Origin of the sequence: Streptomyces sp. NPDC101393 (assembly GCF_044767385.1) — a bacterium.
Taxonomy (GTDB): domain Bacteria; phylum Actinomycetota; class Actinomycetes; order Streptomycetales; family Streptomycetaceae; genus Streptomyces.
The window spans coordinates 118571-144581 of the sequence record NZ_JBIWNU010000011.1 but is presented as its reverse complement, the minus strand read 5'-3'; the positions used below and the strand labels follow the sequence as shown (position 1 = coordinate 144581).

The 26011-nt window shown below is 70.0% G+C and carries 24 protein-coding genes; 6 read left to right on the top strand and 18 right to left on the bottom strand.

Annotated features, from left to right (window positions below; translation table 11 throughout):
* Positions 1 to 184: 184 nt before the first annotated feature.
* Positions 185 to 1072 carry a SigB/SigF/SigG family RNA polymerase sigma factor gene (locus ACIRQ7_RS31245; protein ID WP_404265975.1) on the top strand — a complete coding sequence of 296 codons (888 nt, stop codon included), beginning with the start codon at positions 185 to 187 and terminating at the stop codon, positions 1070 to 1072.
* Between the two features lie 245 nt (positions 1073 to 1317).
* On the opposite strand, the gene ACIRQ7_RS31240 is transcribed toward ACIRQ7_RS31245, so the two are convergent.
* Positions 1318 to 2466, bottom strand: coding sequence for an FAD-dependent oxidoreductase (locus tag ACIRQ7_RS31240; RefSeq protein WP_404265974.1), 1149 nt, complete (start codon positions 2464 to 2466; stop codon positions 1318 to 1320).
* Between the two features lie 173 nt (positions 2467 to 2639).
* On the opposite strand from ACIRQ7_RS31240, the gene ACIRQ7_RS31235 reads away from it, so the two are divergent.
* The 4 genes from ACIRQ7_RS31235 (at position 2640) to ACIRQ7_RS31220 (ending at position 7306) form a co-directional block, all read left to right on the top strand.
* On the top strand, positions 2640 to 3257 hold the full coding sequence (locus ACIRQ7_RS31235; RefSeq protein WP_404265973.1) for a TetR/AcrR family transcriptional regulator: 618 nt from the start codon (positions 2640 to 2642) through the stop codon (positions 3255 to 3257).
* A 175-nt stretch (positions 3258 to 3432) separates the two neighbouring features.
* Entirely contained in the window at positions 3433 to 4428 is a 996-nt protein-coding gene (locus ACIRQ7_RS31230) for a LacI family DNA-binding transcriptional regulator (protein WP_404265972.1), read from the top strand.
* A 147-nt stretch (positions 4429 to 4575) separates the two neighbouring features.
* The gene (gene hisD, locus ACIRQ7_RS31225) at positions 4576 to 5895 is read left to right on the top strand and encodes a histidinol dehydrogenase (RefSeq protein WP_404265971.1); all 1320 of its coding nucleotides are present in this window, start codon (positions 4576 to 4578) and stop codon (positions 5893 to 5895) included.
* A 40-nt stretch (positions 5896 to 5935) separates the two neighbouring features.
* A complete protein-coding gene (locus ACIRQ7_RS31220; RefSeq protein WP_404265970.1) occupies positions 5936 to 7306 on the top strand; it encodes an MFS transporter in 1371 nt (456 codons plus the stop codon).
* 386 nt (positions 7307 to 7692) lie between these two features.
* Here ACIRQ7_RS31220 and ACIRQ7_RS31215 read toward each other — a convergent pair whose 3' ends face one another.
* From ACIRQ7_RS31215 to ACIRQ7_RS31135, 17 genes are all read right to left on the bottom strand, one after another.
* Positions 7693 to 8109, bottom strand: coding sequence for an SRPBCC family protein (locus ACIRQ7_RS31215; protein ID WP_404265969.1), 417 nt, complete (start codon positions 8107 to 8109; stop codon positions 7693 to 7695).
* Between the two features lie 40 nt (positions 8110 to 8149).
* Positions 8150 to 9160 (bottom strand): aldo/keto reductase, encoded by a 1011-nt coding sequence (locus ACIRQ7_RS31210; RefSeq protein ID WP_404265968.1) that lies wholly within the window; start codon positions 9158 to 9160, stop codon positions 8150 to 8152.
* A gap of 371 nt (positions 9161 to 9531) precedes the next feature.
* Positions 9532 to 10464 (bottom strand): LysR substrate-binding domain-containing protein, encoded by a 933-nt coding sequence (locus ACIRQ7_RS31205; protein WP_404265967.1) that lies wholly within the window; start codon positions 10462 to 10464, stop codon positions 9532 to 9534.
* Positions 10465 to 11307: 843 nt separating this feature from the next.
* Complete coding sequence (locus ACIRQ7_RS31200) at positions 11308 to 11541, bottom strand: ferredoxin (RefSeq protein ID WP_404265966.1); 234 nt, start codon at positions 11539 to 11541, stop codon at positions 11308 to 11310.
* A gap of 4 nt (positions 11542 to 11545) precedes the next feature.
* Positions 11546 to 12787 carry a cytochrome P450 gene (locus ACIRQ7_RS31195; protein ID WP_404265965.1) on the bottom strand — a complete coding sequence of 414 codons (1242 nt, stop codon included), beginning with the start codon at positions 12785 to 12787 and terminating at the stop codon, positions 11546 to 11548.
* A gap of 71 nt (positions 12788 to 12858) precedes the next feature.
* Entirely contained in the window at positions 12859 to 13650 is a 792-nt protein-coding gene (locus tag ACIRQ7_RS31190) for an ABC transporter permease (protein ID WP_404265964.1), read from the bottom strand.
* Positions 13650 to 14654 (bottom strand): ATP-binding cassette domain-containing protein, encoded by a 1005-nt coding sequence (locus ACIRQ7_RS31185; protein ID WP_404265963.1) that lies wholly within the window; start codon positions 14652 to 14654, stop codon positions 13650 to 13652. Before ACIRQ7_RS31185 ends, ACIRQ7_RS31190 begins: the two co-directional genes overlap by 1 nt.
* Before the next feature lie 41 nt (positions 14655 to 14695).
* The gene (locus tag ACIRQ7_RS31180; RefSeq protein WP_404265962.1) at positions 14696 to 15586 is read right to left on the bottom strand and encodes a DUF4097 family beta strand repeat-containing protein; all 891 of its coding nucleotides are present in this window, start codon (positions 15584 to 15586) and stop codon (positions 14696 to 14698) included.
* A 117-nt stretch (positions 15587 to 15703) separates the two neighbouring features.
* On the bottom strand, positions 15704 to 16234 hold the full coding sequence (locus ACIRQ7_RS31175) for a hypothetical protein (RefSeq protein WP_404265961.1): 531 nt from the start codon (positions 16232 to 16234) through the stop codon (positions 15704 to 15706).
* Between the two features lie 717 nt (positions 16235 to 16951).
* Positions 16952 to 17704: a FadR/GntR family transcriptional regulator gene (locus ACIRQ7_RS31170; protein ID WP_404265960.1), complete on the bottom strand. Its 753-nt coding sequence runs from the start codon at positions 17702 to 17704 to the stop codon at positions 16952 to 16954.
* A gap of 17 nt (positions 17705 to 17721) precedes the next feature.
* Positions 17722 to 18756 carry a D-erythronate dehydrogenase gene (gene denD, locus ACIRQ7_RS31165; RefSeq protein ID WP_404265959.1) on the bottom strand — a complete coding sequence of 345 codons (1035 nt, stop codon included), beginning with the start codon at positions 18754 to 18756 and terminating at the stop codon, positions 17722 to 17724.
* The gene (gene otnI, locus ACIRQ7_RS31160) at positions 18753 to 19556 is read right to left on the bottom strand and encodes a 2-oxo-tetronate isomerase (RefSeq protein WP_404265958.1); all 804 of its coding nucleotides are present in this window, start codon (positions 19554 to 19556) and stop codon (positions 18753 to 18755) included. The genes denD and otnI overlap by 4 nt, the downstream gene beginning before the upstream one ends.
* A 35-nt stretch (positions 19557 to 19591) precedes the next feature.
* Complete coding sequence (locus ACIRQ7_RS31155) at positions 19592 to 20896, bottom strand: MFS transporter (RefSeq protein WP_404265957.1); 1305 nt, start codon at positions 20894 to 20896, stop codon at positions 19592 to 19594.
* A gap of 48 nt (positions 20897 to 20944) precedes the next feature.
* On the bottom strand, positions 20945 to 21664 hold the full coding sequence (locus tag ACIRQ7_RS31150; RefSeq protein ID WP_404265956.1) for an aldolase: 720 nt from the start codon (positions 21662 to 21664) through the stop codon (positions 20945 to 20947).
* The gene (otnK, locus tag ACIRQ7_RS31145) at positions 21661 to 22941 is read right to left on the bottom strand and encodes a 3-oxo-tetronate kinase (RefSeq protein ID WP_404265955.1); all 1281 of its coding nucleotides are present in this window, start codon (positions 22939 to 22941) and stop codon (positions 21661 to 21663) included. Before otnK ends, ACIRQ7_RS31150 begins: the two co-directional genes overlap by 4 nt.
* A 1-nt stretch (position 22942) precedes the next feature.
* Entirely contained in the window at positions 22943 to 23869 is a 927-nt protein-coding gene (gene ltnD / locus ACIRQ7_RS31140; RefSeq protein ID WP_404265954.1) for an L-threonate dehydrogenase, read from the bottom strand.
* 518 nt (positions 23870 to 24387) lie between these two features.
* Positions 24388 to 24891 carry an SRPBCC family protein gene (locus ACIRQ7_RS31135; protein ID WP_404265953.1) on the bottom strand — a complete coding sequence of 168 codons (504 nt, stop codon included), beginning with the start codon at positions 24889 to 24891 and terminating at the stop codon, positions 24388 to 24390.
* 217 nt (positions 24892 to 25108) lie between these two features.
* On the opposite strand from ACIRQ7_RS31135, the gene ACIRQ7_RS31130 reads away from it, so the two are divergent.
* A complete protein-coding gene (locus ACIRQ7_RS31130) occupies positions 25109 to 26008 on the top strand; it encodes a universal stress protein (RefSeq protein ID WP_404265952.1) in 900 nt (299 codons plus the stop codon).
* Positions 26009 to 26011: the final 3 nt, after the last annotated feature.

Sequence of the window (26011 nt, the reverse complement as noted above, 5' to 3'; positions counted from 1 at the left end):
CGTGCACTGTGCACTCACCGGGCCCGCCAGGGGGCTGCGCACCGTGGAGAGCGAGCGGACTGCGGGAGGGGTGTCCGGCGCTATGTTGCCTCGCGAAAATAGTTTCCTCGTGGAATACGTTTTGGGAGGGGTCAGGGGGTAGGCGGCGGATTGACGGATTGACGGGGAACAGGGAGGAGCAGTCATGGCGACGGCAGCGACGAAGGATCACACATCGGTGACCCGCTCGGGCGCGGGTGCAACGCCTGAGCCTGCTCAGGCTTCTCTGCCGCTGGTGGAGGAGACCCATCGCGTGACGCCACAGGATGCGCGCCGTTTGTCGAAGCTGTTCTTCGAGCGGTTGACTGTCCTGGAGGAAGGCACCGCGGAGTACCAGTACGCGCGCAACACGCTCATCGAGATGAACCTGTCGCTGGTGCGCTATGTGGCGCGCCGTTTCCGTAGCCGCGGGCAGGAGATGGAAGACCTCCTGCAGGTCGGCACGATCGGTCTGATCAAGGCCATCGACCGCTTCGATGTGCTGCTGGAGAACGAGTTCACCACCTTCGCCATCCCCTACATCACCGGGGAGATCAAGCGCTTCTTCCGCGACACCACCTGGTCCGTGCACGTCCCACGCCGGCTCCAGGAGCTGCGCGTGGACCTCGCACGCGCCCGCGAGGAGCTGGAAGGACGCGGCATCCCTGAGCCGTCCGTCGCTGACTACGCGGCGCACCTGGAGCTGGGGGAGGACGAGGTCGTCGAGGGTCTGGTGGCGTGCAACGGCTATGACGCCGGCTCCCTTGACCGGCCCATCGAGGCCGGCGGTGGCGGCAAGCAGCAGACCGGCCTCGTCGCCGACCTGATCGGCAGCGAGGATCCCGCCCTTGCCCTGGCCGAGGATCTGCAGGCCCTCAAGCCGCACCTGGCGCAGCTCGACGATCGTGAGCGCACTCTGCTGGAGCTGCGCTTCGGTGCGGAGATGACGCAGTCCGAGATCGGCAAGGAGTTGGGCCTGTCCCAGATGCACGTCTCGCGCCTGCTCTCCGGTGCCTACGCCACCCTGCGCGAAGGCCTCCTCGCGGAGGCCTGAGCCGACGCGGGGCAACCCGAGGCGACACCGTGGGAGGTCCAACGACGGAGGACCGGACGACTGGACGACCGGACGCCAGGCAACTTCATGATGGTGCCTGGCGTCCGGTCTGCTCGGGCCGGGGCGGTGCCGCTTGCGCAGCGTCTACGTCCGCGTCCGCCTCTGCCTCAGCTCCTGGCTACGCCTCGTCTTCTGCCTCGGTCCCGGCGAGCGAACGCGGCCCGATCTCGTCGCCGTGCGCGATGTCAGTGCTGGGCCTGTTCGCGTCGCGCGGACTCGTCCGGGTCGTGCGCGGACAGCAGATGCGCGGCGCCGCCTTCGAGCATCCGGGCCATCTCGGCCGAGCGCGGGAGCATCGACTGTTCGTAGTCGTGTACGGCGTCGTCGATGGTGGAGGAGCGGGCGAGTGCGAGCGCGAGTTCGCAGGCGTCGAGCATGGCGAGGTTGACGCCGACGCCGAGCGGCGGCATGAGGTGTGCGGCGTCTCCCAGGAGCGCCACGCTGGGCGAGTGCTCCCATGTGTGCGGCACCGGCAGGGCGAAGAGCGGACGGTCGATGTAGGCGCCGTCGTTGTCGGTGATCATCCGGAGTATCCGCGGTGACCAGGTCGCGTACTCGCCGAGCAGATGCGCGCGGATGCCCTCGGTGTCGTCAAGGCGAAGCCCGTTCGCCGCGATCCAGTCCACGGGGACGCGCTGCATCAGGTAGACGCGCATGTGGCCGCCGCTGTTCCGCTGTGCGAAGAGGCCGCGCTTCCCGTCGGCGATGTGGGCACTGCCCTTCCCGACCAGTGCGGAAATCTCGGGGTGCGCGTTCTCCATGTCGTCGAACCAGGCCTCGAGGAAGCTGAACCCGGTGTAGCGCGGTGTCGCCGGCGACACGGCGGCGCGGACGCGGGAGAAGGCGCCGTCCGCACCGATCACGAGATCCGCCTCAACTGCCGTCCCGTCGGTGAATGTCAGCGTTCGCGGCCCGTTGGCGGGTCCGCTCACCGATGCGAGAGTACGTCCCCACTGAACCGTCCCCGCGGTGAGCGAGCGCAGCAGGAGGTCGCGAAGCTGCCCGCGGTCGATCTCGGGACTGACCGTTTCGCCCTCGGCCGGCAGGTGGTGGGCAAGGACGCTTCCCGCAGGTTCCAGCCGGCGCATTTCCTGCCCCTCGGACCTGGCGAGCGCGAAGAACTCCTCCAGCAGGCCCGCTTCACGGAGTGCGAGCTGACCGTCGTCCTCGTGCAGGTCGAGCGAGCCTCCCTGGTTCCGGGAGTGCACGTCCGGATCGCGGTCGTACACCGTCACTGCGATGCCGTGCTGCTGCAGGATGCGTGCGCAGGTGAGGCCTCCCGGGCCGGCGCCGATGATGCCGATCCGCGCATGTGCGGGCGTCGGAGAGTCCACGGTGGACACCTTTCGTCGGGTGGGGTTCCCGGCGGCGCCGTGGCGCGGCGATGACCGGTGCCGCGACCCCCACGGGGCGGCAACCCCTACGGAGACCACCAAAGCAGAAGTGAGTCCAAAAGTGCAACAGTTCCAGTTTCTGCTTCGTTCCAGCTATGGGGTACAGTGACGCCATGTCCGACTCTCCGACCGTTGGTCGTCGCGAGCGCAAGAAGGCCGCGACGCGGCAGGCCATCGCCGACGCCGCCCTGGAACTGTTCCTGGAGCACGATTTCGACCGCGTGAGCGTCCGTGACATCGCCGACCGGGCCGACGTATCGACGACGACCCTCTTCGCGCACTTCCCGAGCAAAGAGGCGCTGGTCTTCGACCGCGAGGCGGACGTCGAGGCAGAGCTGATCTCCGCCATCCGCGAACGGCCCACGGGCCAGAGCGTGGTCGAGGCGCTCCGCGCCCGCGCGTTGAACTCCTGGGTGCCGATCGCGTCGGATCCCCGGATGAGTCAGTTCACCGCGCTGGTGGACCGAACGCCCGCGCTGCGCGAGTACGCGGAGCGGATGTGGAGGCGCCATGCGGGCGCCCTCGGCGCCGTGATCGCGGAGGAACTCGGCCGGGAGAAGGACGATCTCGCGTGCTCAGCACTCGCGCGATTCGTCCTGGAGCTGCCCACCCTGGCCAAGGGGCGGGAGGATCCACGCGCGGCCGTGGAGACAGTGTTCGACCTGCTGATCCACGGTTGGCGGGCACAGGACGATTCCGAGGGCGGCGTGACAGGCTCCCGCGACGACTGACGGATTGAGCTGCATCAGCCCTGAAGGCCCAGTCTTGGGCGGGCAGTTGGCCGTTGGCCGCCGGCGGTTCGGTAGCGCCGGACCGGGTCCCCCAGGTCCGGCGGGTCCACCGGATCCTCCTGCCCCGCGTGGATCCGTATCCTTACCTCCGAATACGACCCGGAGGTAAGGACCCATGGCGCGGCGGCCGACCGTCACGAGCAGGCAGATCGCCCGCGAAGCGGGTGTGGCGCAGTCGACCGTCTCCCGTGTGCTCAACGGCGGGAGTGTGGCCCCCGATACCCGGCAGCGGGTCCTCGACGCGGTTGCCAAGTACGACTTTCAGCCCAGCCAGGCGGCGCGGAGTCTGGTGGGCGCTCGCTCGGGGCTCATCGGGGTGGTCATCCGGGATCTGACGAACCCGTTCTATCCGGTGATGGTCAAGGCGATGGAACGGGTGCTGCACGAGCAGGGTCTGCGCCTGTCGCTGGTCACGGACGTGATGACGGCGGACGAGGGCCTGGCGCTTTTGCGACGCGAGGGCGTGGACGGGGTCGTGTTCACCGCGGCGGTGCGGGACGAGCCGTTGGCACATCGCATGCTCGGCCACGGGATCCCCGTGGTGCTGTGTCACCGCACTCTCGAAGACTTCCCGGCCGACCAGGTGGAGGCCGACAACGACACGGCCGGCCGGCTGGCGGCGGAGCACCTGCTGAGCCTGGGGCATCGCCGCATCGCGGTGGTCTGCGGTCTGGCCGGGGCGAGCACGGCGCAACAGCGCGGCCGCGGATTCCGTGAGCGGGTGCGAACGGGCGAAGGCGTCACCGTGACGGAAATCGACGGAGCCTACGACTACGACACCGCCTATGAGGCGGTGCGCACCCTGCTCGCCGGCGCCGAGCCGCCCACCGCGTTGTTCTGCCACAACGACGTCATGGCGTACGCGGCGCTCAACGCGGCCGCGGCGGCGGGGGTGGCCGTGCCGCGCGAGCTGAGCGTGGTGGGCTGCGACGATGTGCCGCTGTCGGCGTGGGAGCGCATCGATCTGACGACGGTGCGTCAGCCGCTGGAGCGGATCGCGCAGGTCGGCGTCGAGCTGCTGCTGGAGCGGCTGGAGAATCCGGACGCGCCGCTCCGGCACGAGGTCCTGCCGGTGGAGTTCATCGACCGTTCCACCACCGCTCCGGCATGAACCGACCCCTGCGCGGCCTCCGGCCTGCTTCCGACCTGCTTCTGAACGGCCTCTGAGACACCTCTTGACGGCTCCGTCGTTCGCTGTTCATGCTGTGGATACGTATCCAATGGATACGTATCCATTCTGCGAGCAAAGGAGCTGGGCGTGTCCCGCACCCTCAAGGCCGCCACCACCTCGTCCACCGCGCCGTCCGGCAACGACACGGTCGGGCAGGTCGTCCGTGAGTTGATCGCCGACGTTCGGAGCCGTGGCGACCGAGCAGTCCGCGAGCTGTCGGCGCGTTTCGACCGCTGGGAGCCGGAGTCCTTCCGCCTCGGCGAAGAGGAGCTCGCCGAGATCATCGGCACGCTCGACCCCCAGGTCATCGAGGACATCAAGACGGTCCAGGCCAACGTCCGCCGCTTCGCCGACGCGCAGCGGGAGTCGATGTCGGAGGTGGAAATCGAGACTGCCCCGGGCGTGTTCCTCGGCCACCGCCACGTGCCGATCCAGTCCGTCGGTGCCTACATCCCAGGCGGCCGCTACCCGCTGACCGCCTCCGCGCACATGACGATCGTGACCGCCAAGGCCGCCGGCGTGCCGCGCGTGATCGCCTGCACACCGCCGATCCGGGGGAAGATCCCCGCCGCGACCGTCGCCGCGATGCACCTGGCCGGCGCGGACGAGATCTACATCCTGGGCGGTGTCCAGGCGATCGCCGCGATGAGCGTCGGCACCGAGACGGTGACGCCGGTGGACATGCTGGCCGGTCCGGGCAACGCCTATGTGGCCGAGGCCAAGCGCCAGCTCTTCGGTGAGGTCGGCATCGACCTGTTCGCCGGCCCCACGGAGATCCTGATCGTGGCCGATGACGATGCCGATCCGTTCGTCGTCGCCGTCGACCTGCTCTCGCAGGCGGAGCACGGCCCGGACTCTCCCGCCGTGTTGGTGACCACCAGCGAGCGCGTCGCCGGTGAGGTGCAGCGGCACATCGACGCGATCCTGCCCGGCCTGCGGACCGGTGACATCGCAGGCCAGGCCTGGCGGGACCACGGCCAGATCCTCCTGGTCGATGACCTCGAAGAGGCCTACCGCGTCGCCGACGACTTCGCCTACGAGCACGTCCAGATCCTCACCGGGAACCCCCGTGAAGCGCTGGACAAGATGCACGCCTACGGCGCCCTGTTCCTCGGCGAAGGGACCTGCGTCTCGTACGGCGACAAGGTGATCGGCACCAACCACGTGCTGCCGACCCGTGGTGCGGCCCGTTACACCGGCGGCCTGTGGGTGGGCATGTACCTGCGCACCGTCACTTACCAGGAGGTGCGCGAGCCGAAGTCGTCGGCCGACCTCGGGGTGTTGTGCGGCCGGGCGGCCCGCGTCGAGCTGTTCGAGGGACATGCCCGCTCGGGCGATGTCCGCGCCGCCAAGTACGCCGGTGTCCCGCTGCCGTGGACGGACCACTTCGAGACCGTCCGCGCCTGACGTCACCGCCCCGCCTCACGCCCCGATCAACGGAGATCACATGCCCACCGCCGCCACCCCGACGCCGGAGCAGATCCGTCGCCGATCACTGCAGTCCGGCACCATCGGCGCGATCGTCGAGTGGTACGAGTACACGATTTACGGTGTCGCCGCCGCACTGGTCTTCGGGGATCTGTTCTTCCCGAACCTCGCGCCCGGCGTCGGCCAGATCGTCTCGCTCGCCTCGCTCGCCTCGTTCGGCGTCGGCTTCCTGGCCCGCCCGATCGGCGCGTTCGTCGCCGGGCATCTCGGGGACCGGATCGGACGCAAGTCCACGCTGATCCTCACCTTCTCGGTCATGACGGTGGCGACCGCGGCGATCGGTTTCGTGCCGACCTATCACCAGATAGGGGTGGCGGCGCCGTTGCTGCTGTGCGCGCTGCGGCTGGCACAGGGCTTCGCGGTCGGCGGCGAGTGGGGCGGGGCGGCCATCGTCGCGGTGGAGAACGCGCCGCGGGCCCGGCGCGGATACTTCGGCTCCTGGCCGCAGATCGGGGTCTCCGCGGGACTGCTGCTGGGCACGGCCGCCGTGTCGTTCGCCTCGTGGATCTCGGGCGACGCCTTCGACGAGTGGGGCTGGCGGGTGCCGTTCCTGCTCAGCGTCGTGCTTGCGGGCATCGGCTTCTTCATCCGGCTGCGCGCCACCGAAAGCCCGGCCTTCCTCGCCGAGAAGGCCAAGATGGACGCCGAGCTCGAACGCCGCAAGGCGCCCGCGGCGATCCTCTTCCGCGATCACCGCAAGCCGCTGCTCATCACCGTCTTCGGACGGTTCGCCGAGGCCGGGAACTACTACCTGTTCACCACCTTCATCCTGTCCTACGTCACCACCACCCTCCATACGCCGAAGAGCTACGGTCTGACCGCGTCGATGATCGGCGCGGCCGTGAACATCGTGATGATCCCCGTATTCGGGGCGATGTCCGACCGCGTCGGACGCGTACGGACCTTCCTCATCGGCGGCGCGTTGATCGTGGCCACCACTTGGCCCGTCTTCGCCCTGGTGCACACCGGACACCTGTGGGCGATCGTGGGCGGGGTGGTGCTGTTCCTCGCCCTGGGGCACGCCATGGTGTACGCCCCGCTGCCCGCGCTGTACTGCGAGATGTTCCCCACGGCGGTGCGGTACTCCGGCATCTCGATCGGCTACCAGATGGCCTCGATCCTGCTCGCCGGCTTCACCCCGGCACTGGCCGGCGCGATGGTCCTCTGGGCCGACGGCAGCTTGTGGATGGTGATCGGTTTCGTGATCGTGACGACGCTGATCGCGATGGCGGCGATCGCGTTTGCCCCCGACCGCCGAGGCAGCGAACTGAACGAGATCGGCGCCATCCACCAGCATCCTGACGACGCACCGGCCTTGTCGGCACGCTGAGCGCTCGCCCGGGCCAACGCCCTTTGACGGCACTGCCCAGCACAGGGCGGTGCCGTCAAAGGGCGTTGGCCCGGGGGGGGGGAGGTGGGGGAGGTGGGGGCAGCTTCACCGCCATGAACTGGCCTGAGCCGTCCGCTCGAACTGACCGCCACGGCGCGGAAGATGAACCATCGCACCCTGTTCGCACGGGCGCCGGCAATCCCCTGCCGGGAGGCGCCGCGGTGCGCGGGGCAGCCCCGCGCCGGAAAAGCCGGCAGAGCCGGAAGAGCCGGAAAAGCCGGGGGATCCGGGAGGTCCGGGAAATCCACTACGGGCTGCGGGGCTGCGGGGCTGCGGGCGGGTCTCCCCCGACTCGTTGAGGCCAACGGACAGAAGTCCGGAGAGCCTCAGGCGCCGAGCGCCTGCTTCAGCGCGTCGAGACCGTCCGCGTAGATGCCCTGGAACAGCGCCACGGCCTCGTCGTCGGTGACACCGACCGGGGTGAAGGCGCCGGACCACTCCACACGGGACCTGCCTTCTCCGGGCACCCCGTGCACGGTGAGCGTGGAGAGATAGTCGGTGACCGGGAAGGGGGCGCTCAGGATGGAGTAGGTGTAGGAGCGGGCCTTGTTGTCGAAGGCTTCGAGGCGTTCGACGATGACGCCGCCGTCCTCGTTGGTGAGGCTGCGGACGCGTCCGCCCTCGCTGAGCGTGCTGACGGGGATGTAGGGGAGCCAGTCGGGCAGCGAGTCGAAGCCGCCGATGAGCTGCCATACACGGTCGGGGGAGACCGGAACGTCAAGGTGAGCGGCGGTGGTGGCCATGGTCTTCTCCTGGGTGGTGCGGTGCCGGTCAGGCAGTTGGTCAGGTGGTGGGCAGGGGCGCGACGGGGGAGATGAGCTTCTCTTCGCGCAGGGCGGTCCAGAACGCGGCGGGGATCTTCTCGTCGAGGGCGGCGACGTCCTCGACGATGCGGCTCGGCTTGGTGGCGCCGGGTATGACCGCGGCGGACGCGGGGTGGGCCAGGGCGAATTGCAGCGCCGCGGACTTGATGCTGATGCCGTGCTGCTGGGCGAGCTTCTTGATGCGCTCGACCTTGGCGAGGATTTCCGGTGTTGCCTGCTGGTACTCGAAGTGCCGGCCGCCGGCCAGTACGCCCGAGCTGTACGGTCCGCCGACGACCATGTCCACGCCCTGCTGGTCGGCCGTGGGCAGCAGCCGCTCAAGAGCGTGTTCGTGGTCAAGGAGGGTGTACCGGCCCGCAAGGAGGAAGGCATCGGGCCGGGGCTCGTCCAGATCCAGAGTCAGCTCGATGGGCTCCACGCGGTTGACGCCGAGGCCCCAGGCCTTGATGACGCCTTCTTCGCGCAGCTTCGTCAGCACGCGGAACGCCCCCGTGCGTGCGGACTCGTAGACGGACAGCCACTCGTCGCCGTGGAAGTCCTGCGCGACGTCATGGACCCACACGATGTCCAGCCGATCCGTCTTGAGCCGCTTGAGGCTGTCCTCGATCGAGCGCAGGGTGGCGTCCGCCGTGTAGGCGTCGACCATCTTGTTGGGGCGGCCGAACTCGAACAGCCCGCCCTTCTCGCCGAGATCGCGGCTGGTGGGGTCCTCGACCTCGTCATGGATGACCCGGCCGACCTTGGTGCTCAGCACGTACGCGTCGCGCGGGTGCTGGGAGAGCACCTCACCCAGGCGGAGCTCGGCGAGCCCGGCTCCGTAGAACGGGGCGCTGTCGAAGTAGCGGATGCCGTGCTCCCAGGCAGCGGAGACGGTCGCGGCCGCCTCCTCCTCCGGGATGTCACGGAACATGTTGCCCAGCGGCGCCGTGCCGAAGCCGAGACGTCCGGGCAGCAGAGACTTGATGCTCATGGCGGAGTTCCTTGCAGTGCGGTGGATGGTGAGGACCGTGATGGCCGCGCGTGCCGGGAATGCGAGCAAAGGCGTCACTTGCCGGCCGCGTGAGTTCGACACTAGAAGCGGAACTTGAGACTGTCCAAGACGGATTTGGACGCACTTGAGTCCCTGGAGGTCTCAACCGCTTTGACCTGCGCAAACTCCGCAGTTTCGCCGCCTCGCCGAGGAGGAACAGGCCCCTGGCGACCGCCCACAGGCCGCGCAGAGGACGTGCCCGGCAGCGCGCACTCACCCGCTTGCGGCCCAGCTCCGATATGTGGGTCGCGGCGGGCAGCAGGTCACCGTTCTCACGTCACCTATGCGGGGACGTCACCTACGTGAGGACGTCACCTACGTGACCTACGTGGGGACGCCTCTTCGCTCCGCGTCCGTTCATCCGACAGCACCGTCTCACGGAACGAGGTGACGATCGGGCGCAGGTCGATGTGGTGCCAGACGGCCCACAGGCGAATGGATGCCTCGTGCCACGGCAGTTCGCGCACCACCACACCATCCTTCCCGCCTTGCAACATGCTCTTCTGAATCAGCGCCAGACCGAGTCCAGAGGCAACCAGTCCCAGCGCGGTCAGCGGCTCCGCGGCGTCGAGCCGGATGTCCGGAGTGAAGCCCGAGGCCACACATGAGGCGATGAATGCGTCTCGCCATGCCGGATCGCCCTCGTCCTCGACCGCGATCCACGCCTGCCCGTCCAGGTCCTGCGCCTTGACCACGTCCTGTGCGGCCAGCGGATGGCCGGCGGGGAGGACGAGCAGCAACGGGTCCTCCAACAGGGATGCGGCCCGGAGAACGGGATCGGCGCGGTCCGGTGGTTCCCGTACCAGGGCGATATCCAGGCTGCGCTGACGCAGACCCTCGAACTGCTGCGACGCGGACATGCTGTACAGGGCGACGTGTATGCCGGGCCGCTCTTCCTGCAGGCGGCGCAGCGCACTCGGCAGCACTCCGGTGTGCATGGCGTCGGATACGTAGCCGATGCACAGGCCGCCTTCTTCTCCGCGGCCCAGGCGGCGGCCCAGATTCTCCAGCCGGTCGGCGTGCCGCAGGAGCGCCCTGGCCTCGCTCAGGAACACCGTGCCATCGCGAGTCAGGCGGATGCGCTGGTGGGTGCGCTCGAACAGCGTGAGGCCGAGCTTCTTCTCCAACTGGGCGATCTGCCGGCTGAGCGGGGATTGCGAGATCTGGAGCTGCTCAGCAGCGCGGCCCACGTGTTCGGCCTCGGCCACGGCGATGAAGTAGCGCAGCTGACGCAAATCAAGCATGAGGTAGACCTCGCGGGACTCAACTATGTCCAAAAGAGTCTTGGACGGTCTGACACCCCCATCCTAATCGCCGAACGGACGGATCACGGGACCGGCGGAGAGGCCAGAAGCCCCGGTCCGCCCGACGACCGGCGGACTCCGCCGGCCACGCGAGACGAGGCGCGCGGTCGGGGCTTCCGGTCCGGTACGGCCGGCCCCACGTGGGGGTCCGGGTGGAGTCCGGAAAGCGGCGCCCGGGTGCTGTCGCTGCCGCCTTCGTCTGACCCTTCCGACGCTGGCGCCGCTCGGAACATCTGCGGGCTGACGCCGGGGGCGCAGGTAGACCTCCGACCCCGGCCTCGGAGGTTTGCCGGGGTCGGAGGCCCTGCCCTATGAACCTACCGAATGTTTTTCATATAGACGGTAGCGACAGGGCCAAGATCAATGAGTCACCCAATGGGCCAGTGGTCGATGCCGCGCCGATGCTCCACGCCGGCGCCGGAACTGAGGGTGGGTCACTCCGGCCGGCACCTACCGCGGCGGGCATGTCGACGGGCGGGAAGGCCATCCCCCTCTCGCCGGCTGGGACACGCGGGGGCCTGCCGTAGTCCTGGGTGTGGCGGGTGGTCGTTCCGGCCTGCTGGGTTCCCGGCGGCCAGGAGGTGCCTGTCGGGGCTGCGCTGTCCGACGGGGCGGCCGTCGTCTGGGCCGGTGCTTCGTCACAGAGGTGGCGGAGCAGCGTGAAGGTTGTAGAGGTAGGTCTGCGGGCCGGGGCGGGGGCCGTGTGGCGGGTGGGGCCCGCACGCGCGAGAGCCCCCACCGGTGTGCGGTGCGGGTTCTCGGCCCGGGACGTGCCGCGGGTCGCTAGGAGTCCGTGGAATCCGGGGAGTTGAGGGAGATGGCTCCGGCGGGGCAGAGGTTGACGGCCATCCGGGCGGCGGCCCGGTGCTCGGGGGCCGGCGCGGGGTGCAGGAGCATCACCAGGCCTTCCTCGTCGTCCTGGTCGAAGACCTCGGGAGCGGTCAGGGCGCACATGCCGGCGCCGGCGCAGCGGTCACGGTCGACGATGAGGCGCAGCGGATCTCGTGGGTCGCTCATGGGGCTACTCCTCGTCCCAGGTGACGGGCAGGCTGACCACGCCGTAGATGTTGGCGCGGTCGCGCAGTGGTACTTCCTGCGGCGGCACCGCGAGGCGCAGGGTGGGGAAGCGGGCGAAGAGCGCGGGGAACGCGACGGTCATTTCGACGCGGGCGAGCTGCTGGCCCAGGCACTGGTGGGCGCCGTGGCCGAAGGACAGGTGCCCGGTGGCCTTGCGGTGGATGTCGAGCCGGTCGGGGTCGGGGAACTTCTGCGGGTCACGGTTGGCGGCCTGCACGGACACGGTCACCGTCTCGCCCGCCCTGATGATCCGGCCCGCCACCTCGACGTCCTCGAGGGCCGACCGTAGCAGCGGGTCGGCCACGCTGAGGTGGCGCAGCAGTTCCTCGACGGTCTGCTCGGCGAGGCCTGGGTCGGCGCGCAGGGCCTGAAGCTGGTCGGGGTTGCTGAGCAGGGCGAAGGTGCCGAGGCCGAGCATGTTCGCGGTGGTGTCGAGTCCGGCGGCGAGCAGCATCCCGCCGATTCCGGAAAGTTCCTCCTCGGTGAGGTCGGAGGTGGTCAGATCGCTGAGCAGGTCGTCGGTGGGCTCGGCGCGCTTGGCGAGGACGAGTTCGCCCAGATACTGGAGCAGCGCCGTATAGGCCTCGCCCTTCGCCCCTATGTCCGCCGTCTGGTCGAAGAGGGTCGCCACCTGGCTCTGGAAGCGCTCCCGGTCGGTGTACGGCACGCCGAGCAGCTCGCAGATCATGAGCGCGGGAACGGGCTGGGCGAAGGCTTCCACCAGGTCGGCCGTGGGCCCGGCCTGCTCCATGGCGTCCAGGCACTCGGTGGTGAACTGCTCGACGCGCTCGGCGAGTTGACGCATCCGGCGGACGGTGAACTTACCGGTGAGCAGGCGCCGGTAGCGGGTGTGCTCGGGGGCGTCGAGGCCGATGATGTCGCCGACCGGCGCCGGGAGCAACTCGCCAGGCACGCCCTCCATCGGCATCGGCAGATGCAGGAATTCGTAGCGTGAGCTGAAGCGCGGGTCGGCCAGGATCGCGCGGGCCGTGGCATGGCCGGTGACCAGCCAGCCCAGGTGGCCGTCGGCGTAGCGCATGCGGCGTATCGGCGTATCGCTCAGCGCGGTGAGTTCGGCGGGCGGGTCGAAGGGACAGCCGGTACGCCGGTCGGTGGGGAGGGTGGGCGGCTCATCGGGCACGGTGTCGTCGGCGGTGGCGCCGGCGGCTGTCGAGTCGTCAGACATGGTTCCTCCTGTGATAGTCGGGCGGGGTGTGGAGGGTGGGCATCGGTGAAGTGGCCTGGGGGGAGCGGTGGTTACCGCTTGGTGCCGGTCTTGAAGGTGCGGCGCGCCCAGACGTAACCGACCAGGGAGAGTGCCACGCACCAGGTGAGGCCGATGGAGGCGCTGGAGCCGATCTCGGTGCCGAGCCACAGACCGCGCAGCGTCTCGATGATCGGAGTGAAGGGCTGGTACTCGGCGAACCAGCGCAGGCCGGTGGGCATGGACTCCGTCGGCACGATGGCGCTGCCGACGAACGGCAGGAACGTCAGCGGCATCGGGATGTTGCTGGCGGTCTCCACGTTCTTGGCGACCAGGCCGATGCCCGCGGAGAGCCAGGTGAGTGCGAGCGTGAGCAGGGTGAGCAGGCCGATGGCGGCGACCCACTCGACGGGCGTGGCGCTGGGCCGGAAGCCCATCAGGAGGGCGATGCCGATGACGAGCGTGATGCTGGCCATCGTCTGGATCACGCTGCCGACGACATGGCCGGTCAGGAACGAGGCCCGGGAGATCGGCATCGTACGGAAACGGTTGACGATGCCCTCGGTCTTGTCGACGCACACGCTGATCGCGGTGGTCAGGGCGCCGGAGGTGGCGGCCATCAGGATGATGCCGGGCGCCAAGTAGTCGATGTAGTCGCCGCTGCCGGTGGGCAGTCCGCTGATGCCGGTGCCCAGGGCGCTGCCGAAGACGTAGTTGAACATCAGCAGCATCACCACGGGCATCGCCACGACGGTGACCGTCAGGGACGGGTAGCGCAGGGCCTTCTTGAGGTTGCGCCGCAGCATCGTTCTGGAGTCCTTGGCGGCGTAGGACATGGTGGCCATCAGGCGTTCTCCTCAGTCAAGGCGACGGTGTCGGCGGGGCGGGGCTGACCGGTGAGGGTCAGGAAGACGTCGTCGAGGTCGGGGGTGTGCACGGTGAGCGACTCGGCCTGGACGGCGGTGACCTCCAGGGCATCGAGGACGGCCCGCAGGTTGGGGAGGGAGCCGTCGCTGGGGATCTTCAGAGTGAGGGAGTCGTCGTCGCGGGTGGCGATGCCGAAGATGCCCGCGGCGGCGTCCAGGCCCTGGGCGTCGGCGAACCGCACCCGGATATGGCCGCCGGGGATGCGCTGCTTCAACTCGTCGGCGGTGCCCTCGGCGATCAGCCTGCCGTGGTCCAACACGGCGATGCGGTCGGCGAGTTGATCGGCCTCTTCGAGGTACTGGGTGGTCAGGAAGATGGTCACGCCGTCGTCCGCGACGAGGGCGCGGATGATCTCCCACATGGTGCGCCGGCTGCGTGGGTCGAGTCCCGTGGTGGGTTCGTCGAGGAAGATGATCCGCGGATCGCCGACCAGGGTCATCGCCAGGTCGAGCTTGCGCCGCATGCCGCCGGAGAAGGTGACGGCGGTCTTGCCCGCCACCTCGGACAGCTCGAAGCGGCGCAGCAGCTCCGTGGCCCGCCGCTTGCCCTCGCGCCGGTCGAGGTGGTGCAGATCCGCCATGAGGAGAAGGTTCTCCTCGGCGGTCAGCAAGTTGTCGACGGCAGAGAACTGGCCGGTGACGCCGATCGCGGAGCGCACCGCGTCGGCGTCCCGGGTCAGATGGCGGCCCGCGACCCAGGCCTCGCCCGCGTCGGCACCGATGAGTGTGGAGAGGATCTCCACCGTGGTGGTCTTGCCGGCGCCGTTGGGGCCGAGCAGGGCGAAGACGGTGCCTTCCGCGATGTTCAGGTCGATGCCGTCGAGCACGAGCTTGTCGCCGTAGGACTTGCGCAGTCCGGTGACGGTGATCGCCGACGCCGTCGTGTTCGCGGAGATCGGCGCGGATGCCTGGGTGGCGGTCATGCCGCTTTCCTTTCGAGGATGGCGAGTTGGGGGTATGCGGGTCAGGCGCGGCGGATGATGATGTCGCCGGCCGCGGTCCGCGCGTGCACCTCGACGGTCTCGTCCGAGTCCGCCGGGCCCGCGGAGGAGCCGAGCGCGTTGCGTACCGTGCCGTACTTGGTGTTCACGTCGAGCCAGGCCGCGGTGCCCTCGTGGATGCCCACTTCGAGGTCGCCGACGGAGGTGCGCAGGTCGATGCGGCCGCGGGTCACGTCGCCGACGCGGATGCGGCCGTTGGAAGACATCGCGTCGACCCCGGCGTGGGCGACGCCGACCTCGATCCGGCCGTTGGCGGACTTGGCGCCTACGTCGCTGTGCGCGATGCCCACGGAGGTGTCGCCATTGGCCGCGTTGGTCTTCAGGCCGCCGGTGACCTCGCCGATCTCGGTCGTACCGTTGCCGTTCTTGACGGTCGCCGCGCCGTCGACCGTGCCGATCTCGATCCGGCCCGCGCCGATGACTTCGATGTCGCCGGTCGAGCGGGTCAGGCGGATGTCGCCGTGGTCGGTCTTGAGGCCGCCGCCCGCCACGTCGTCCACCTGGAGGTCGCCGAGCGAGGTCTTGAGTGTGACCTCCCCGAAGCGGCCTTCGCAGAGGAAGTTGCCCATGGCCGAGGTGCCCCGGACATCCGACCCCGCGGGCAGTTCGACGCTCACCTCGATGGCGCCCGGCTTGCCGAACAGGGACCGCTTCTTGGGCGTCTTGACCGTCAGGCGGCCGCCCGAGCAGCTGACCTGGGTCTGCTGCACGGCGCGTACGTCGTTGTCGTCGGATCCGTTGCGCGGCAGCACCTCCACGACCGTGTCGAGGCGCTTGCCCGCGGTGATGCGGGCGGTGCCGACCTCCAACTCGAAGGTGACGGAGATCGGTTCGGGGGTCTCGAAAGTAGGCATGGCTGTCCCGTTCTCTTGGCTCGGGTGGGTGATCCCGCCGGTGAGGCGGGTGAGGAGTGAACGTCGGCCGGATCGGCGATCCGCCGGTGAAAGTGGTGGTGGGCCGGGCCGGCGGCCCTAGCGGACCCAGCCGGTGAAGCCCCGGCCGCCCGAGTCCCTGCCGCGGCTCGGCGGGGTTGCGCGCTCCCCGCCGTCAAGGGCGGTGGACACGGCCCGCACCAGCCAGGCGTTGACCGACAGGCCCTCCGCTGCCGCGGCGTTCTCGGCGCGGCCCTTGAGGTGCGCGGGGAGGCGGAAGTTGATCCGCGCCATGGTGCCGTCTTCGGCGTCCGCGGGCGGCGGTGGCGGCGCGGGTGCGGCGGGGGCCGCGCTCGGTGCCTGCGTCTCCTGGAACGGTTCGGGTGTGGGTGGCGGCGTCACCACGAACTCGGGGTCGAGCCCGCGCAACCGCACGTCGACCGAGCCGGGTGCCAGGTCCCGGGTGACCTCGCCCATGGCTGCGGACAGCGCGTTGAGCAAGGTGAGCCGGGTGGCGGACTCCAGGGGGGCGGTGAGCCGCTCGGCCAGGGCGCGGGCTTCGTCACCGCCGGCGTCCGCTGCGACGGCGAGTTCTTGCCGGAGGTGGTCCACGTAGGGCGTGAGGTCCATGACGCCATCATGGCACAACAATGGCGCCATGGCGAGCCATGGTGGCGCTTTTGTGGTGCGTGGGCCTCTGAGCTGGAGTTTTCTCGCTTTCTTGGCGCGGCGTGGTGCCGTTCGCGTGGGGGATTTGGCTGCGGTGGCGCCATGGTGATGTCACGGAGGTGCCACTCGGGTGCCGAGTGTGGCGTCATTGATGCCGTCCGGCGCCCTCACCGCAGCCAGTCCCGTTTCGCGCCACGTCTCCTCCTGAAGGGCGACGACGCGAGGGCGGTACCGCGAGGGCGGTACCGCGAGGGCGGTACCGCGAGGGCGGCTTCGGCGAGAAGCCGGGCTCCTGATCTCCGCCGCGTCACAGCGACCCTGGCGATGATGCGCGGTCTCCCCGGCGGCCTGCGGTCGGCACCCTCCACGGTGGTGCCTCCGCGTGCCGCGAAGACGAACGGGTCGATCAGGAACCGGTCGATCAGGAACCCGGGTTGACCGTGGGCGGGCCCCAGCGGCACGGCGGCGCCGCCGTGGGCCGGCACGTGCGGTGCCCGCGTGCGGTGACCGCGTATCGCGCGTCAGAGCCGGGACGTACGCAGCGGCCGCACTGTCAGGGCGATCGCCGCGGTGAGCAGGTGTGCTGGACGGTGCCGCAGCCCGCGAAGAAGACGCCGGTGCCCCGACCGCTCCGACCGTGGTGGCCACCCGGTCCATGTCCAGGCGTATGCGTGCAGGTCAGGGCGCCGTGTCCAAGTCCACCTGGAGGTCGTCCGTGTCCGTCCAGAAGCCCTCGTCCGCGTCCTGGAGCCGGGAGGCGGCGTGCTTCATATGACGGCGTACGGCGGTGCCGGCCGCCTGGGCGTCGCCGGACTCGATGGCCGCCAGGATCGCGTGGTGCTCGACCCGGACGGCCTCGATGAAGTCGTTCCGCCGCGCCTCGTTGGCCCGCGTGACGCGGATGCCGCTGCGCAGCACCTCACCGAGGTAGCGCACGGTCGAGACCATCACCGCGTTCCCGGTCGACTCGGCGATCGACTGGTGGAATGCCAGGTCCTCGTCCACGCCGTCCCCGCCGGCCGCGACCGCCTCGTCGATCGCGGCCAGGCACTGCCGCATACGGGCGACGTCGTCCGGTGTGGCACGGGTGGCGGCGAGCGAGGCCGCTTCGCCTTCCATGGCGCGGCGGACCTCGACGATCTGGAGCACCTTGCCCTTGGTGTCGGACGCCTCGGCTTCGAGGTCGAGCGGGCGGGTGCGCCGGGCCAGGACGAAGACGCCCCGGCCCTGGCGCGGTTCGACAAGGCCCGCGTTGCGCAGCCGCGAAACGGCCTCGCGGATCACGGTGCGGCTGACGCCCAGCTGCTTGACCAACTCGACCTCGGTCGGCAGCTTGTCGCCCTCGGCCAGACGCCCGGACTCGATCTCCTCGGAGAGGATCGCGGCGACCCGGTCCGCGAGCCGAACAGGACCACTCACCTTGGAGAACATGCTTGTCAGTCTATCCGTCAGGGCCTGACCGCACCGGCCGCGGCCAGCGCACCGGCCGTGACGGCTTCGGGGTGGTCCTCGGCGTAGGCCCGTACGACCGACTCGAAGCTCTCGTCGGGCCCGAGGCCGAGCGCCGTGGCGCGCGCGTTGTCGAAGGCGGCGGGCCAAGAGCCCATGAGGGCCTCGACGGTGGGGTCCGGCGCGAGGGTCACCAGGTCGGCGACGGCGTCGCCGGCCACCCGGCGCAGCGTGTCGAGCATCTCGGCGACCGTGACCGTGAGCGCCGGCAGGTTGACGGGAAGATCGCCGTCGAGTCCGCCGGGGCCGCGCCCGGCCTCGGCGATGCGCAGGATGCCCTCGACGGTGCGTCGCGGCGAGGCCAGCGCGACCCGCAGGTCGGGGCGGACCGGGCAGGTGGCAGGCAGGCCCGCGAGCGGTTCGCGGATGATGCCGGACAGGAAGCCGGAGGCGGCCGCGTTCGGCTTGCCCGGCCGCACCGAGACGGTCATCAGGCGCGCGACGCGTCCGTCGAGGAAGCCCCGCCGGGTGTACTCGGCGACCAACTGCTCGCAGACGCGCTTCTGCGTCCCGTAACTCGACCGCGGGGTGGGCAGGGTCGACTCGCTCACCACGGGCGGCAGTGGCAGCGCGAGGTCGGAACCGTAGACGGCGACGCTGCTGGAGAACACCACCCGGGGCGGCGGCCCGCCGGCAGCGGACTGCGCGCGGGCGGCCTCCAGCAGGGCGCGGGTGGTGTCCAGGTTGGCGCTCATGCCGAGGTCGAAGTCGGCCTCGCACTCGGCCGAGACCGCGGAGGCCAGGTGGATCACCACATCCACCGGTTGCGCGAAGATCTCGCCGAGCCGCTCGTTCAGATCGCCCCGTACGACGTCCACCAGCGGGTCGGCCGTCACCGGCGCATCGGCCGGGACGAACCGGTCGGCGAGCACCAGGCGGTCGATGGGCGCACCGCACAGGGTCCGCCGCGTGAGCAAGGCCTCGGCGACCTGCCGGCCCAGGAAGCCGAAGCCACCCGTGATGACGATCCTCATGCGCGCTCTCCTCGGTAGTCCTTGATCCAGCCGAGCCCCTCGCTCGTACCGGCGCGGGGGCGGTATTCGCAGCCGATCCACCCGTCGAAGCCCAGCTCGTCGACGACGCCGAACAGGTGGCGGATATCGAGCTCGCCCCGGTCGGGTTCGTGGCGGTCGGGCACGCCCGCGATCTGCAGATGGCCGACGCGGCCGGTCGGAAGGTCCCGGCGCAGCGTCGTGGTGAGGTCGCCCTCCACGATCTGGCAGTGGTACAGGTCGAGCTGCACCTTGAGACGCGGGGTACCCACCTCTTGCACGACGGCGTGCGCCTCGTCCTGCCGGCGCAGGAAGTAGCCCGGCATGTCGCGGCCGTTGATCGGCTCGATCAGGAGGTCGACGTCCACGGCGGCGGCCCGCGCCGCGGCCCAGGCCAGGTTGGCCAGGTAGGTGTCGCGGTGCCTGGCGAGCTGGGTGGGCGTCGCGTCCGCCGTTACGAGGCCGGCCATCACGTGCACCTGGCCGCAGCCGAGCGCCGCGGCGTACTCCAGCGCCCGGTCGATTCCGGAGCGGGCCTCGGACTCGCGGCCGGGGAGCGAGGCCAGGCCCCGCTCCCCGGCCTCCCATGAACCGGGAGGCGCGTTGAACAGCACCTGCCGCAGGCCGTGGTCGTCGAGCCGACGGCGCAGCTCGCCGGCCGTGTGGTCATACGGGAAGAGGTACTCGACGGCCTCGAAGCCGTCCGCCGACGCCGCGGCGAAGCGGTCGAGGAAGGGGTGCTCGGTGTACATCATGGACAGGTTCGCGGCGAACCTCGGCATGCTTGCTCCTGTGTTCGGGCCCGGTCGGGACCCGGTCATCGGTTGACGACCTGCTTCTTGGTGGTGAGCACGGCCCCCGCGCCGACGACGAGGCTCAGGGCCAGGACGTACATCGGGAGGGAGGTCGAGCCGGTGGCGTCCTTGAGCCCGCCGATCATGTACGGGCTGACGAAGCCGGCGAGGTTGCCCACCGAGTTGATCACGGCGAGTCCGGCCGCCGCCGCGGGCCCGCTGAGGAATGCGGTGGGCAGCGACCAGAACAGCGGGGCGCAGGTCAGCACGCCGGCCGCGGCGAAGGAGAGGGCGATCAGGGACAGCACGGTGGATCCGCTCCAGCCGGCGGCGAGGGAGAAGCCGACGGCGCCCATGAGGCTGGGGACGATCAGGTGCCAGCGGCGCTCGCGGCGCTTGTCCGCGGAGCGTCCGAAGAGGTTCATCGCGACCAGCGCGGACAGGAACGGCACGGCGCTGAGCACGCCGATTGTGAGGTTGTCCTTGATGCCGGTCGACTTGACGAAGGTGGGCATCCAGAAGGTCAGGGCGTACTGGCCCATCACGAAGCAGAAGTAGATGAGGCACATCAGCCACACCTTGGGGTCGCGGAAGCCGTCCAGGATCCGGCCGTGCTTCTGGTGCGCGGTGTCCTGGGCGATGGCCGCCTCGACGATGTTCTTCTCCTCGTCGGAGAGCCACTTGGCACCGCGGACGCCGTTGTCGAGGTAGAAGAGCGTGGCGACTCCGATGAGGAGCGCGGGGATCGCTTCGAGCAGGAACATCCACTGCCATCCCTGCCAGCCGTTGACCCCGTGGAAGCGGTCCATGATCCAGCCGGAGAGCGGGTTGCCGAAGATGCCCGCCACGGGGATCGCCGACATGAACATCGCGATGACGCGGGCCCGGCGGTGGGACGGGAACCAGTACGTGCAGTAGAGGATCACGCCCGGGTAGAACCCGGCTTCGGCGGCGCCGAGGAGGAAGCGGAGCACATAGAACATCGTCTCGCTGGTGACGAAGCTGAACGCCCCCGAGACCAGCCCCCAGGTGATCATGATCCGGGCGATCCAGGTACGGGCTCCGACGCGCTGCAGCATCAGGTTCGAGGGGACTTCGAAGAGGAAGTAGCCGATGAAGAACAGGCCGGCGCCGAGGCCGTACGCCGCCTCGCTCAGGCCGAGTTCGTCGGACATCTGCAACTTCGCGAAGCCGACGTTGACCCGGTCCAGGTACGAGAAGACGTAGCAGAGGATCAGAAAGGGGACGATACGGAGAACGACCTTGCGGAATACGGCGTTCTCACGGGCGAGGTCAGGGGTCTCGGCCGTCGCGGTGGACGTGGGCATGCGGAATCCTTACTGCGGCTCAGGGGATTCTCGGACGGGCCGTGAGCGTCACCAAGAGGCGCCGAACGCGGCCTTGAGTTCGTCGAGAGCGGGGGAGGGGAGCGGCTCGGGTCGACGGTCGGTCAGGAGCCAGAGACGTGCCGTCTCCTCGAGTTCTTCGAGTACGGCGAGGGCGGTGGCCGCGTCGGGGCCCCAGACCACGGGGCCGAGCCGGTCGAGCAGGACGGCCCGGATCGGCGTGTGGCGCGCCGCGCGATCAGCGATATGAGCGGTCACCAGGTCGGCCACGCGCGGATCGCCGGGCCGGTGGTAGGGGATGAGCGGGACGTGCCCGACCTTCATGACGTAATACGGCGTGAGGGGCGGAAGCACATCGCCCTGGGTCCACACGCCGGCCAGGGTGAGCGCGACGAGATGCGTGGAGTGGGTGTGGATGACGAACCGTGCCGTGGGGTCGGCGGCACAGATGCGGCGGTGGAGCGTCAGGGTCTTGCTGGCGCGGTCGCCCGCGATGTGCTCGCCCCCGGCGTCGACCAGGGCGAGATGCTCGGGGGCGAGGAAGCCCAGAGCGGCGTCGGTGGGCGTGATCAGGTGGGAATCGCCGACCCGCGCGCTGATGTTGCCCGCGCTGGCGTGGACGTAGCCGCGGGCGAAGAGGCTGGTCCCCACGCGGACGATATCGGCCCGCGCGGTGTCCACGTCGTCCACGGCAGGGGGCGCGTCCGCGGCAGCGACCGTACCCGCGGCAGGGGTCGGCAGCCGGCTCATGCGGTCTCCCGGTCGAGGTGGGCGAAGGACGCCGCGAAGAAGTCGGGGCTGCCGAAGTTGCCGGACTTCAGCGTGATGTGGAGCGTGTCCCCGTCGGGGAGGGCCGCCGCGCACCATGGCACACCGGGGTCGATCTGCGGTCCGATGCGCAGGCCCGTGAGGCCGAGCGCCTGGACGACGGCGCCCGAGGTCTCGCCGCCGCCGACGACGAGCTGACGCACACCGAGCTGGACGAGTCCCTGCGCGACGCGGGCCAGGGTCTGCTCGACGAGTTCACCGGCCGCGGCGGCGCCGAGCCGGCCCTGCACGTCCTTGACCGCGTCAGGCGCCTCGGTGGAGTAGACGAGGACCGGCCCCTTCGCGAGGTGGGAGCCGGCGAAGGCCAGGGCCTGTCCGGCCACGTCCTCGCCGGCCGCGATCCGCAGCGGATCCACGCGGAACGCGGGCCGCCCGCCGCGCAGGAACTCCTGGACCTGACCGTTGGTGGCGGTGGACACCGATCCCGAGACGATGGCCTGATGGCCGCCGGCCAGCGGCAGTTGGGCGGCCGCGGGGGACGGCTCGAACCCCCAGTTCGCGGGCAGACCGATCGCCAGGCCCGACCCGGCGGTCACCAGCGGCAGCTCCTTGACCGCCGCACCCAGCCGTACGAGGTCGTCGTTGGAGACGGCGTCCACGATGGCGGCGCCGACGCCCTCCTTGCGCAGCTCGTCGACGCGCTCCCGGATCGCCTCGGCACCCGCGGCGACCACGGTGTGGTCGATGAGGCCGACGGGGCGCGTGGTCTGCGCACCGAGCACGGACACCAGATTGGAGTCGGTCATCGGCGTCAGCGGATGATGGCGCATACCGCTCTCGCCGAGCAGCACGTCGCCGACGAAGAGATGGCCCTTGAAGACGGTGCGCCCGTTGTCCGGGAACGCCGGTGTCGCGACCGTGAAGTCCGTGCCCAGCGCGTCCATCAGGGCCTCGGTGACGGGCCCGATGTTGCCGGCCCGCGTCGAGTCGAAGGTCGAGCAGTACTTGAAGTAGATCTGCTCCGCGCCCGCGGACCGCAGCCAGTCGAGCGCCTCCAGCGAGGCCGCGACGGCGTCGGCCGCGGGGGTGGTCCGCGACTTGAGCGCGATGACCACGGCGTCCGCGTCGACCGGCCCTTCGGTCCCGGCCTGCGGTACACCGGTCAGCTGGACCACGCGCATGCCCGCGCGCACCAGGTTGTTGGCCAGGTCCGTGGCGCCGGTGAAGTCGTCGGCGAGGCAGCCGAGTCGGATTCCCATGTCAGCCCTCCGACTTCTCGGCCCGCTCGGGGAGTTCGATCCCCGGGAAGATCTTGATCACCGCGCTGTCGTCCTCGGCTCCCAGGCCGGACGCCGACGCCTGCAGGAACATCTGGTGCGCGGTGGCCGCCAGCGGGAGCGGGAACGTCTCCGGCCGGGCCGCGTCGAGCACCAGTCCCAGGTCCTTGACGAAGATGTCGACCGCCGACAGCGGCGTGTAGTCCCCGGCGAGCACATGCGCCATGCGGTTCTCGAACATCCACGAGGTGCCGGCGCTGTGCGTGATGACCTCGTAGAGCGCCTCGGCGGGCACGCCCGCCTTGATGCCCAGGGCCATCGCCTCGGCCGCCGCGGCGATGTGCACGCCCGCGAGCAGCTGGTTGACGATCTTGACCTTGGAGCCGATCCCGGCCTCGTCGCCCAGGCGGTAGACCGTGCTGCTCATGGCTTCCAGCACCGGGTCGGCGCTCGCGTACGCGGCGGGGGCGCCCGACGTCATCATGGTGAGCTCGCCGTTCGCGGCGCGTGCGGCGCCACCGGAGATGGGGGCGTCCAGATAGAGCACACCCTGCTCGGCGAGCCGCTTCTCCAGCTCGGCGGACCAGTTGGGGTCGGCCGTGGAGCACATGACGTAGACGGAGCCCGGACGCAGTCGCCCGGCCGCGCCCTCGGTGCCGAACAGCACCGACTCCACCTGCGCCGCGTTGACCACGACACCGACCAGGATGTCGACCGCGGCCGCCAGCTCACCGGCGGAGGCGAAGGCCGTGCCACCGTCCTCGGCGAAGGCCGCGGCCACCTCGGGGCGCAGATCGTGGACACCCACGTCGAAGCCCGCGTTCCGCAGGCTGCGGGCCATGCCGAGCCCCATGGCCCCGAGGCCCACCACGCCCACGCGCGGTGGCCCTGCCCTGTCCTGGTCGTTCATGCCGATCCTCGTCTCGCTGTCCCGTCCGGGCGTGGCCCGGCTCCGCGTCCGTGCGGCGATCGGGTCATATGATGACCTGCGGATGTGAGCCGCCGCACTATGACGTGGGTCACATTGTGGGAGGGGTGGGGCTGTCGACGGCGATGGCGCCGGCCACGGAACGCGGGGGAGGGCTCGGCGAGCGGAGGGCGGCCGGGGCGGCTCGCGGGCATCGGGCAGCAGGCCCGGCCCGGGATGCGGAGGGGAGCCGGCATCCGTCACTGACCCGGGGGCCCCGAAGGGTGGGTGGCGGCCGGTGTCCGGCCCGTCAACAACACTGTGTACGCGCCCTGTTCCTCGCGTCGACGTTCCCGGACAGACGAGGGCCCTTCCCGGTCGAAGCGGCCTGGGGGAGGCCCACGGAGCGGCCTGGGGGAGGCCCGCGAAGCGTGGGGGAGTCTCATCAACCACCGGCGGCCTCATGGCCGACGCCGATATGAGGCGGGTGCGAGGTCGATGCGAGGACAGGGCGCACACCGTCAACGGCAGCGCGCGGGACGCCAATTGGGGTCAATTCCCCGGGATTCCACGTTCCGCGCGAGGATGCCGAGGGTGGCGCGCAGGGAGGCTTCGGGGATGACGGGGAAGATGCCCTTTTCCCGGTAGGCGTCGGCGACTTGACTCCAGTCGTAGTAGGACGTCACGAGGGTCCCGGTTTCGCTGGGCTGGAGCCGGTAGCCGTACAGATGCTTGATCGGGGGCTGGATCGTCCCGGAGATGGTCCACTCGATAAGTGCGTCCTTCTCGAACTTGGTGATGATCACCGTGACGCTGTATTTGCCCATCGGATAGTCATTGAGCGCCTCCCGGTCCATGTGCACGACGAACTCGTCGCCCGCGCGCTGCACCTGCGCGCCTTCGGCTGACTGAAGCATCCCGGAGCTGTCGATCGTCACATGCCCGTTGGGGTCGCACAGCATCGTGAACACCTCGCCAGGGGACGCCGCGATCTCCCGTTGTACTTCAAATCGTTCGATTGTCATGCGCCCCAGCCTCGCACGGGGCACGGGGCACAGTGCCCGGTTCGCTGCGGTACAGGCACTGCCCTCCCTCTCCGCGTGGTGCAGGCAGCGCGCGCGATGCATCGGCACGCCGGAACCAGGGTCCTTTGGCCCTATCCGGGACCTTCGCGGCCCTGCCGCCGCGGCGCCCGTCGGTGGCAGCGTGAGGAACGACCGATCAACGGCCTGAGGAGGAGACATGACCAGTGACACTCCCGACGGCCCGAAGTCCGGGAAGATCGTCGTAGGCGTCGATGAATCGGAACATGCCAGGTCGGCGGCCCTCTGGGCAGCTGCCGAGGCGGACCGGCACGGTCAGCCGCTGCGGATCGTGCTCGGCGCGGACCTCGATCGACTGATGCGGTTCGCGACGTACGAGGCGATCGATCACCTCCGCGAGACGGGACGTGTCCTCCTTCTCGAAACCACCGCCGTCATACAGCAGAGGTTTCCTCACCTCACGATGACCAGGGAGTTCAGCTCCAAGGAACCTGTGTCCGCGCTGCACACATCGACCGGACCAGGGGACACCATCGTCATCGGCAGCCGTGGCCGTGGTGGCTTCCGCGAGCTCATGCTGGGCTCGGTGAGTCTCGGCGTGGCGACCGGAAGCGCCGTGCCGGTCATCGTGGTGCGCGGCGAGAGCGAGCGGCCGGAGACGGCAGTGGTCACGGCCGCTGTAGCCGGCCCGGCCGATGCCGACTGGCTGGTCCGGGCCGCACAGGAGGCCCAGGTACGCAAGGCATCCCTGCGGTTGTTGAGTGTCCGCAAGCGCCTTCCCCATCTCGGTTCCGCGGCGCCGACGCCTGACGACGACCCCGAGATCGTGCGCCGACGGGAAGACCTCGAAGGGGCTCTCGCGTCCCGCGTCCGAGCCGACTTTCCCGGCCTCGACATCACCACGGACGTGGTAGCGGGCAGATCCACCGCCGCCGTCCTCGTCGAGGCCAGCCGCCACGCCGATGTGCTGATCATGGGCGCGCATCGATCCCTCACCGGCAGCAGTGCGGGCTTGGGGCGCGTGCCTCACGCATTGCTGCACCACTCCCACTGCCCCGTAGCGATCATGCCTCGACGCTCCAGGGACGAGGAGGACTGATTG

Bases quoted from the DNA above. Each gene is read 5' to 3' on its own strand.
- ACIRQ7_RS31155 (WP_404265957.1), bottom strand. From the start codon at position 20,896: ATGCCCACGTCCACCGCGACGGCCGAGACCCCTGACCTCGCCCGTGAG.
- ACIRQ7_RS31190 (WP_404265964.1), bottom strand. From the start codon at position 13,650: ATGGCCACCATGTCCTACGCCGCCAAGGACTCCAGAACGATGCTGCGG.
- ltnD (WP_404265954.1), bottom strand. From the start codon at position 23,869: ATGAACGACCAGGACAGGGCAGGGCCACCGCGCGTGGGCGTGGTGGGC.
- ACIRQ7_RS31130 (WP_404265952.1), top strand. From the start codon at position 25,109: ATGACCAGTGACACTCCCGACGGCCCGAAGTCCGGGAAGATCGTCGTA.
- ACIRQ7_RS31180 (WP_404265962.1), bottom strand. From the start codon at position 15,586: ATGCCTACTTTCGAGACCCCCGAACCGATCTCCGTCACCTTCGAGTTG.
- otnK (WP_404265955.1), bottom strand. From the start codon at position 22,941: ATGGGAATCCGACTCGGCTGCCTCGCCGACGACTTCACCGGCGCCACG.
- ACIRQ7_RS31175 (WP_404265961.1), bottom strand. From the start codon at position 16,234: ATGGACCTCACGCCCTACGTGGACCACCTCCGGCAAGAACTCGCCGTC.
- ACIRQ7_RS31185 (WP_404265963.1), bottom strand. From the start codon at position 14,654: ATGACCGCCACCCAGGCATCCGCGCCGATCTCCGCGAACACGACGGCG.
- otnI (WP_404265958.1), bottom strand. From the start codon at position 19,556: ATGCCGAGGTTCGCCGCGAACCTGTCCATGATGTACACCGAGCACCCC.
- ACIRQ7_RS31215 (WP_404265969.1), bottom strand. From the start codon at position 8,109: ATGGCCACCACCGCCGCTCACCTTGACGTTCCGGTCTCCCCCGACCGT.
- ACIRQ7_RS31150 (WP_404265956.1), bottom strand. From the start codon at position 21,664: ATGAGCCGGCTGCCGACCCCTGCCGCGGGTACGGTCGCTGCCGCGGAC.
- ACIRQ7_RS31210 (WP_404265968.1), bottom strand. From the start codon at position 9,160: ATGAGCATCAAGTCTCTGCTGCCCGGACGTCTCGGCTTCGGCACGGCG.
- ACIRQ7_RS31195 (WP_404265965.1), bottom strand. From the start codon at position 12,787: ATGTCTGACGACTCGACAGCCGCCGGCGCCACCGCCGACGACACCGTG.
- ACIRQ7_RS31170 (WP_404265960.1), bottom strand. From the start codon at position 17,704: ATGTTCTCCAAGGTGAGTGGTCCTGTTCGGCTCGCGGACCGGGTCGCC.
- ACIRQ7_RS31230 (WP_404265972.1), top strand. From the start codon at position 3,433: ATGGCGCGGCGGCCGACCGTCACGAGCAGGCAGATCGCCCGCGAAGCG.
- ACIRQ7_RS31235 (WP_404265973.1), top strand. From the start codon at position 2,640: ATGTCCGACTCTCCGACCGTTGGTCGTCGCGAGCGCAAGAAGGCCGCG.
- ACIRQ7_RS31200 (WP_404265966.1), bottom strand. From the start codon at position 11,541: ATGAGCGACCCACGAGATCCGCTGCGCCTCATCGTCGACCGTGACCGC.
- ACIRQ7_RS31135 (WP_404265953.1), bottom strand. From the start codon at position 24,891: ATGACAATCGAACGATTTGAAGTACAACGGGAGATCGCGGCGTCCCCT.
- denD (WP_404265959.1), bottom strand. From the start codon at position 18,756: ATGAGGATCGTCATCACGGGTGGCTTCGGCTTCCTGGGCCGGCAGGTC.
- ACIRQ7_RS31205 (WP_404265967.1), bottom strand. From the start codon at position 10,464: ATGCTTGATTTGCGTCAGCTGCGCTACTTCATCGCCGTGGCCGAGGCC.
- ACIRQ7_RS31220 (WP_404265970.1), top strand. From the start codon at position 5,936: ATGCCCACCGCCGCCACCCCGACGCCGGAGCAGATCCGTCGCCGATCA.
- ACIRQ7_RS31245 (WP_404265975.1), top strand. From the start codon at position 185: ATGGCGACGGCAGCGACGAAGGATCACACATCGGTGACCCGCTCGGGC.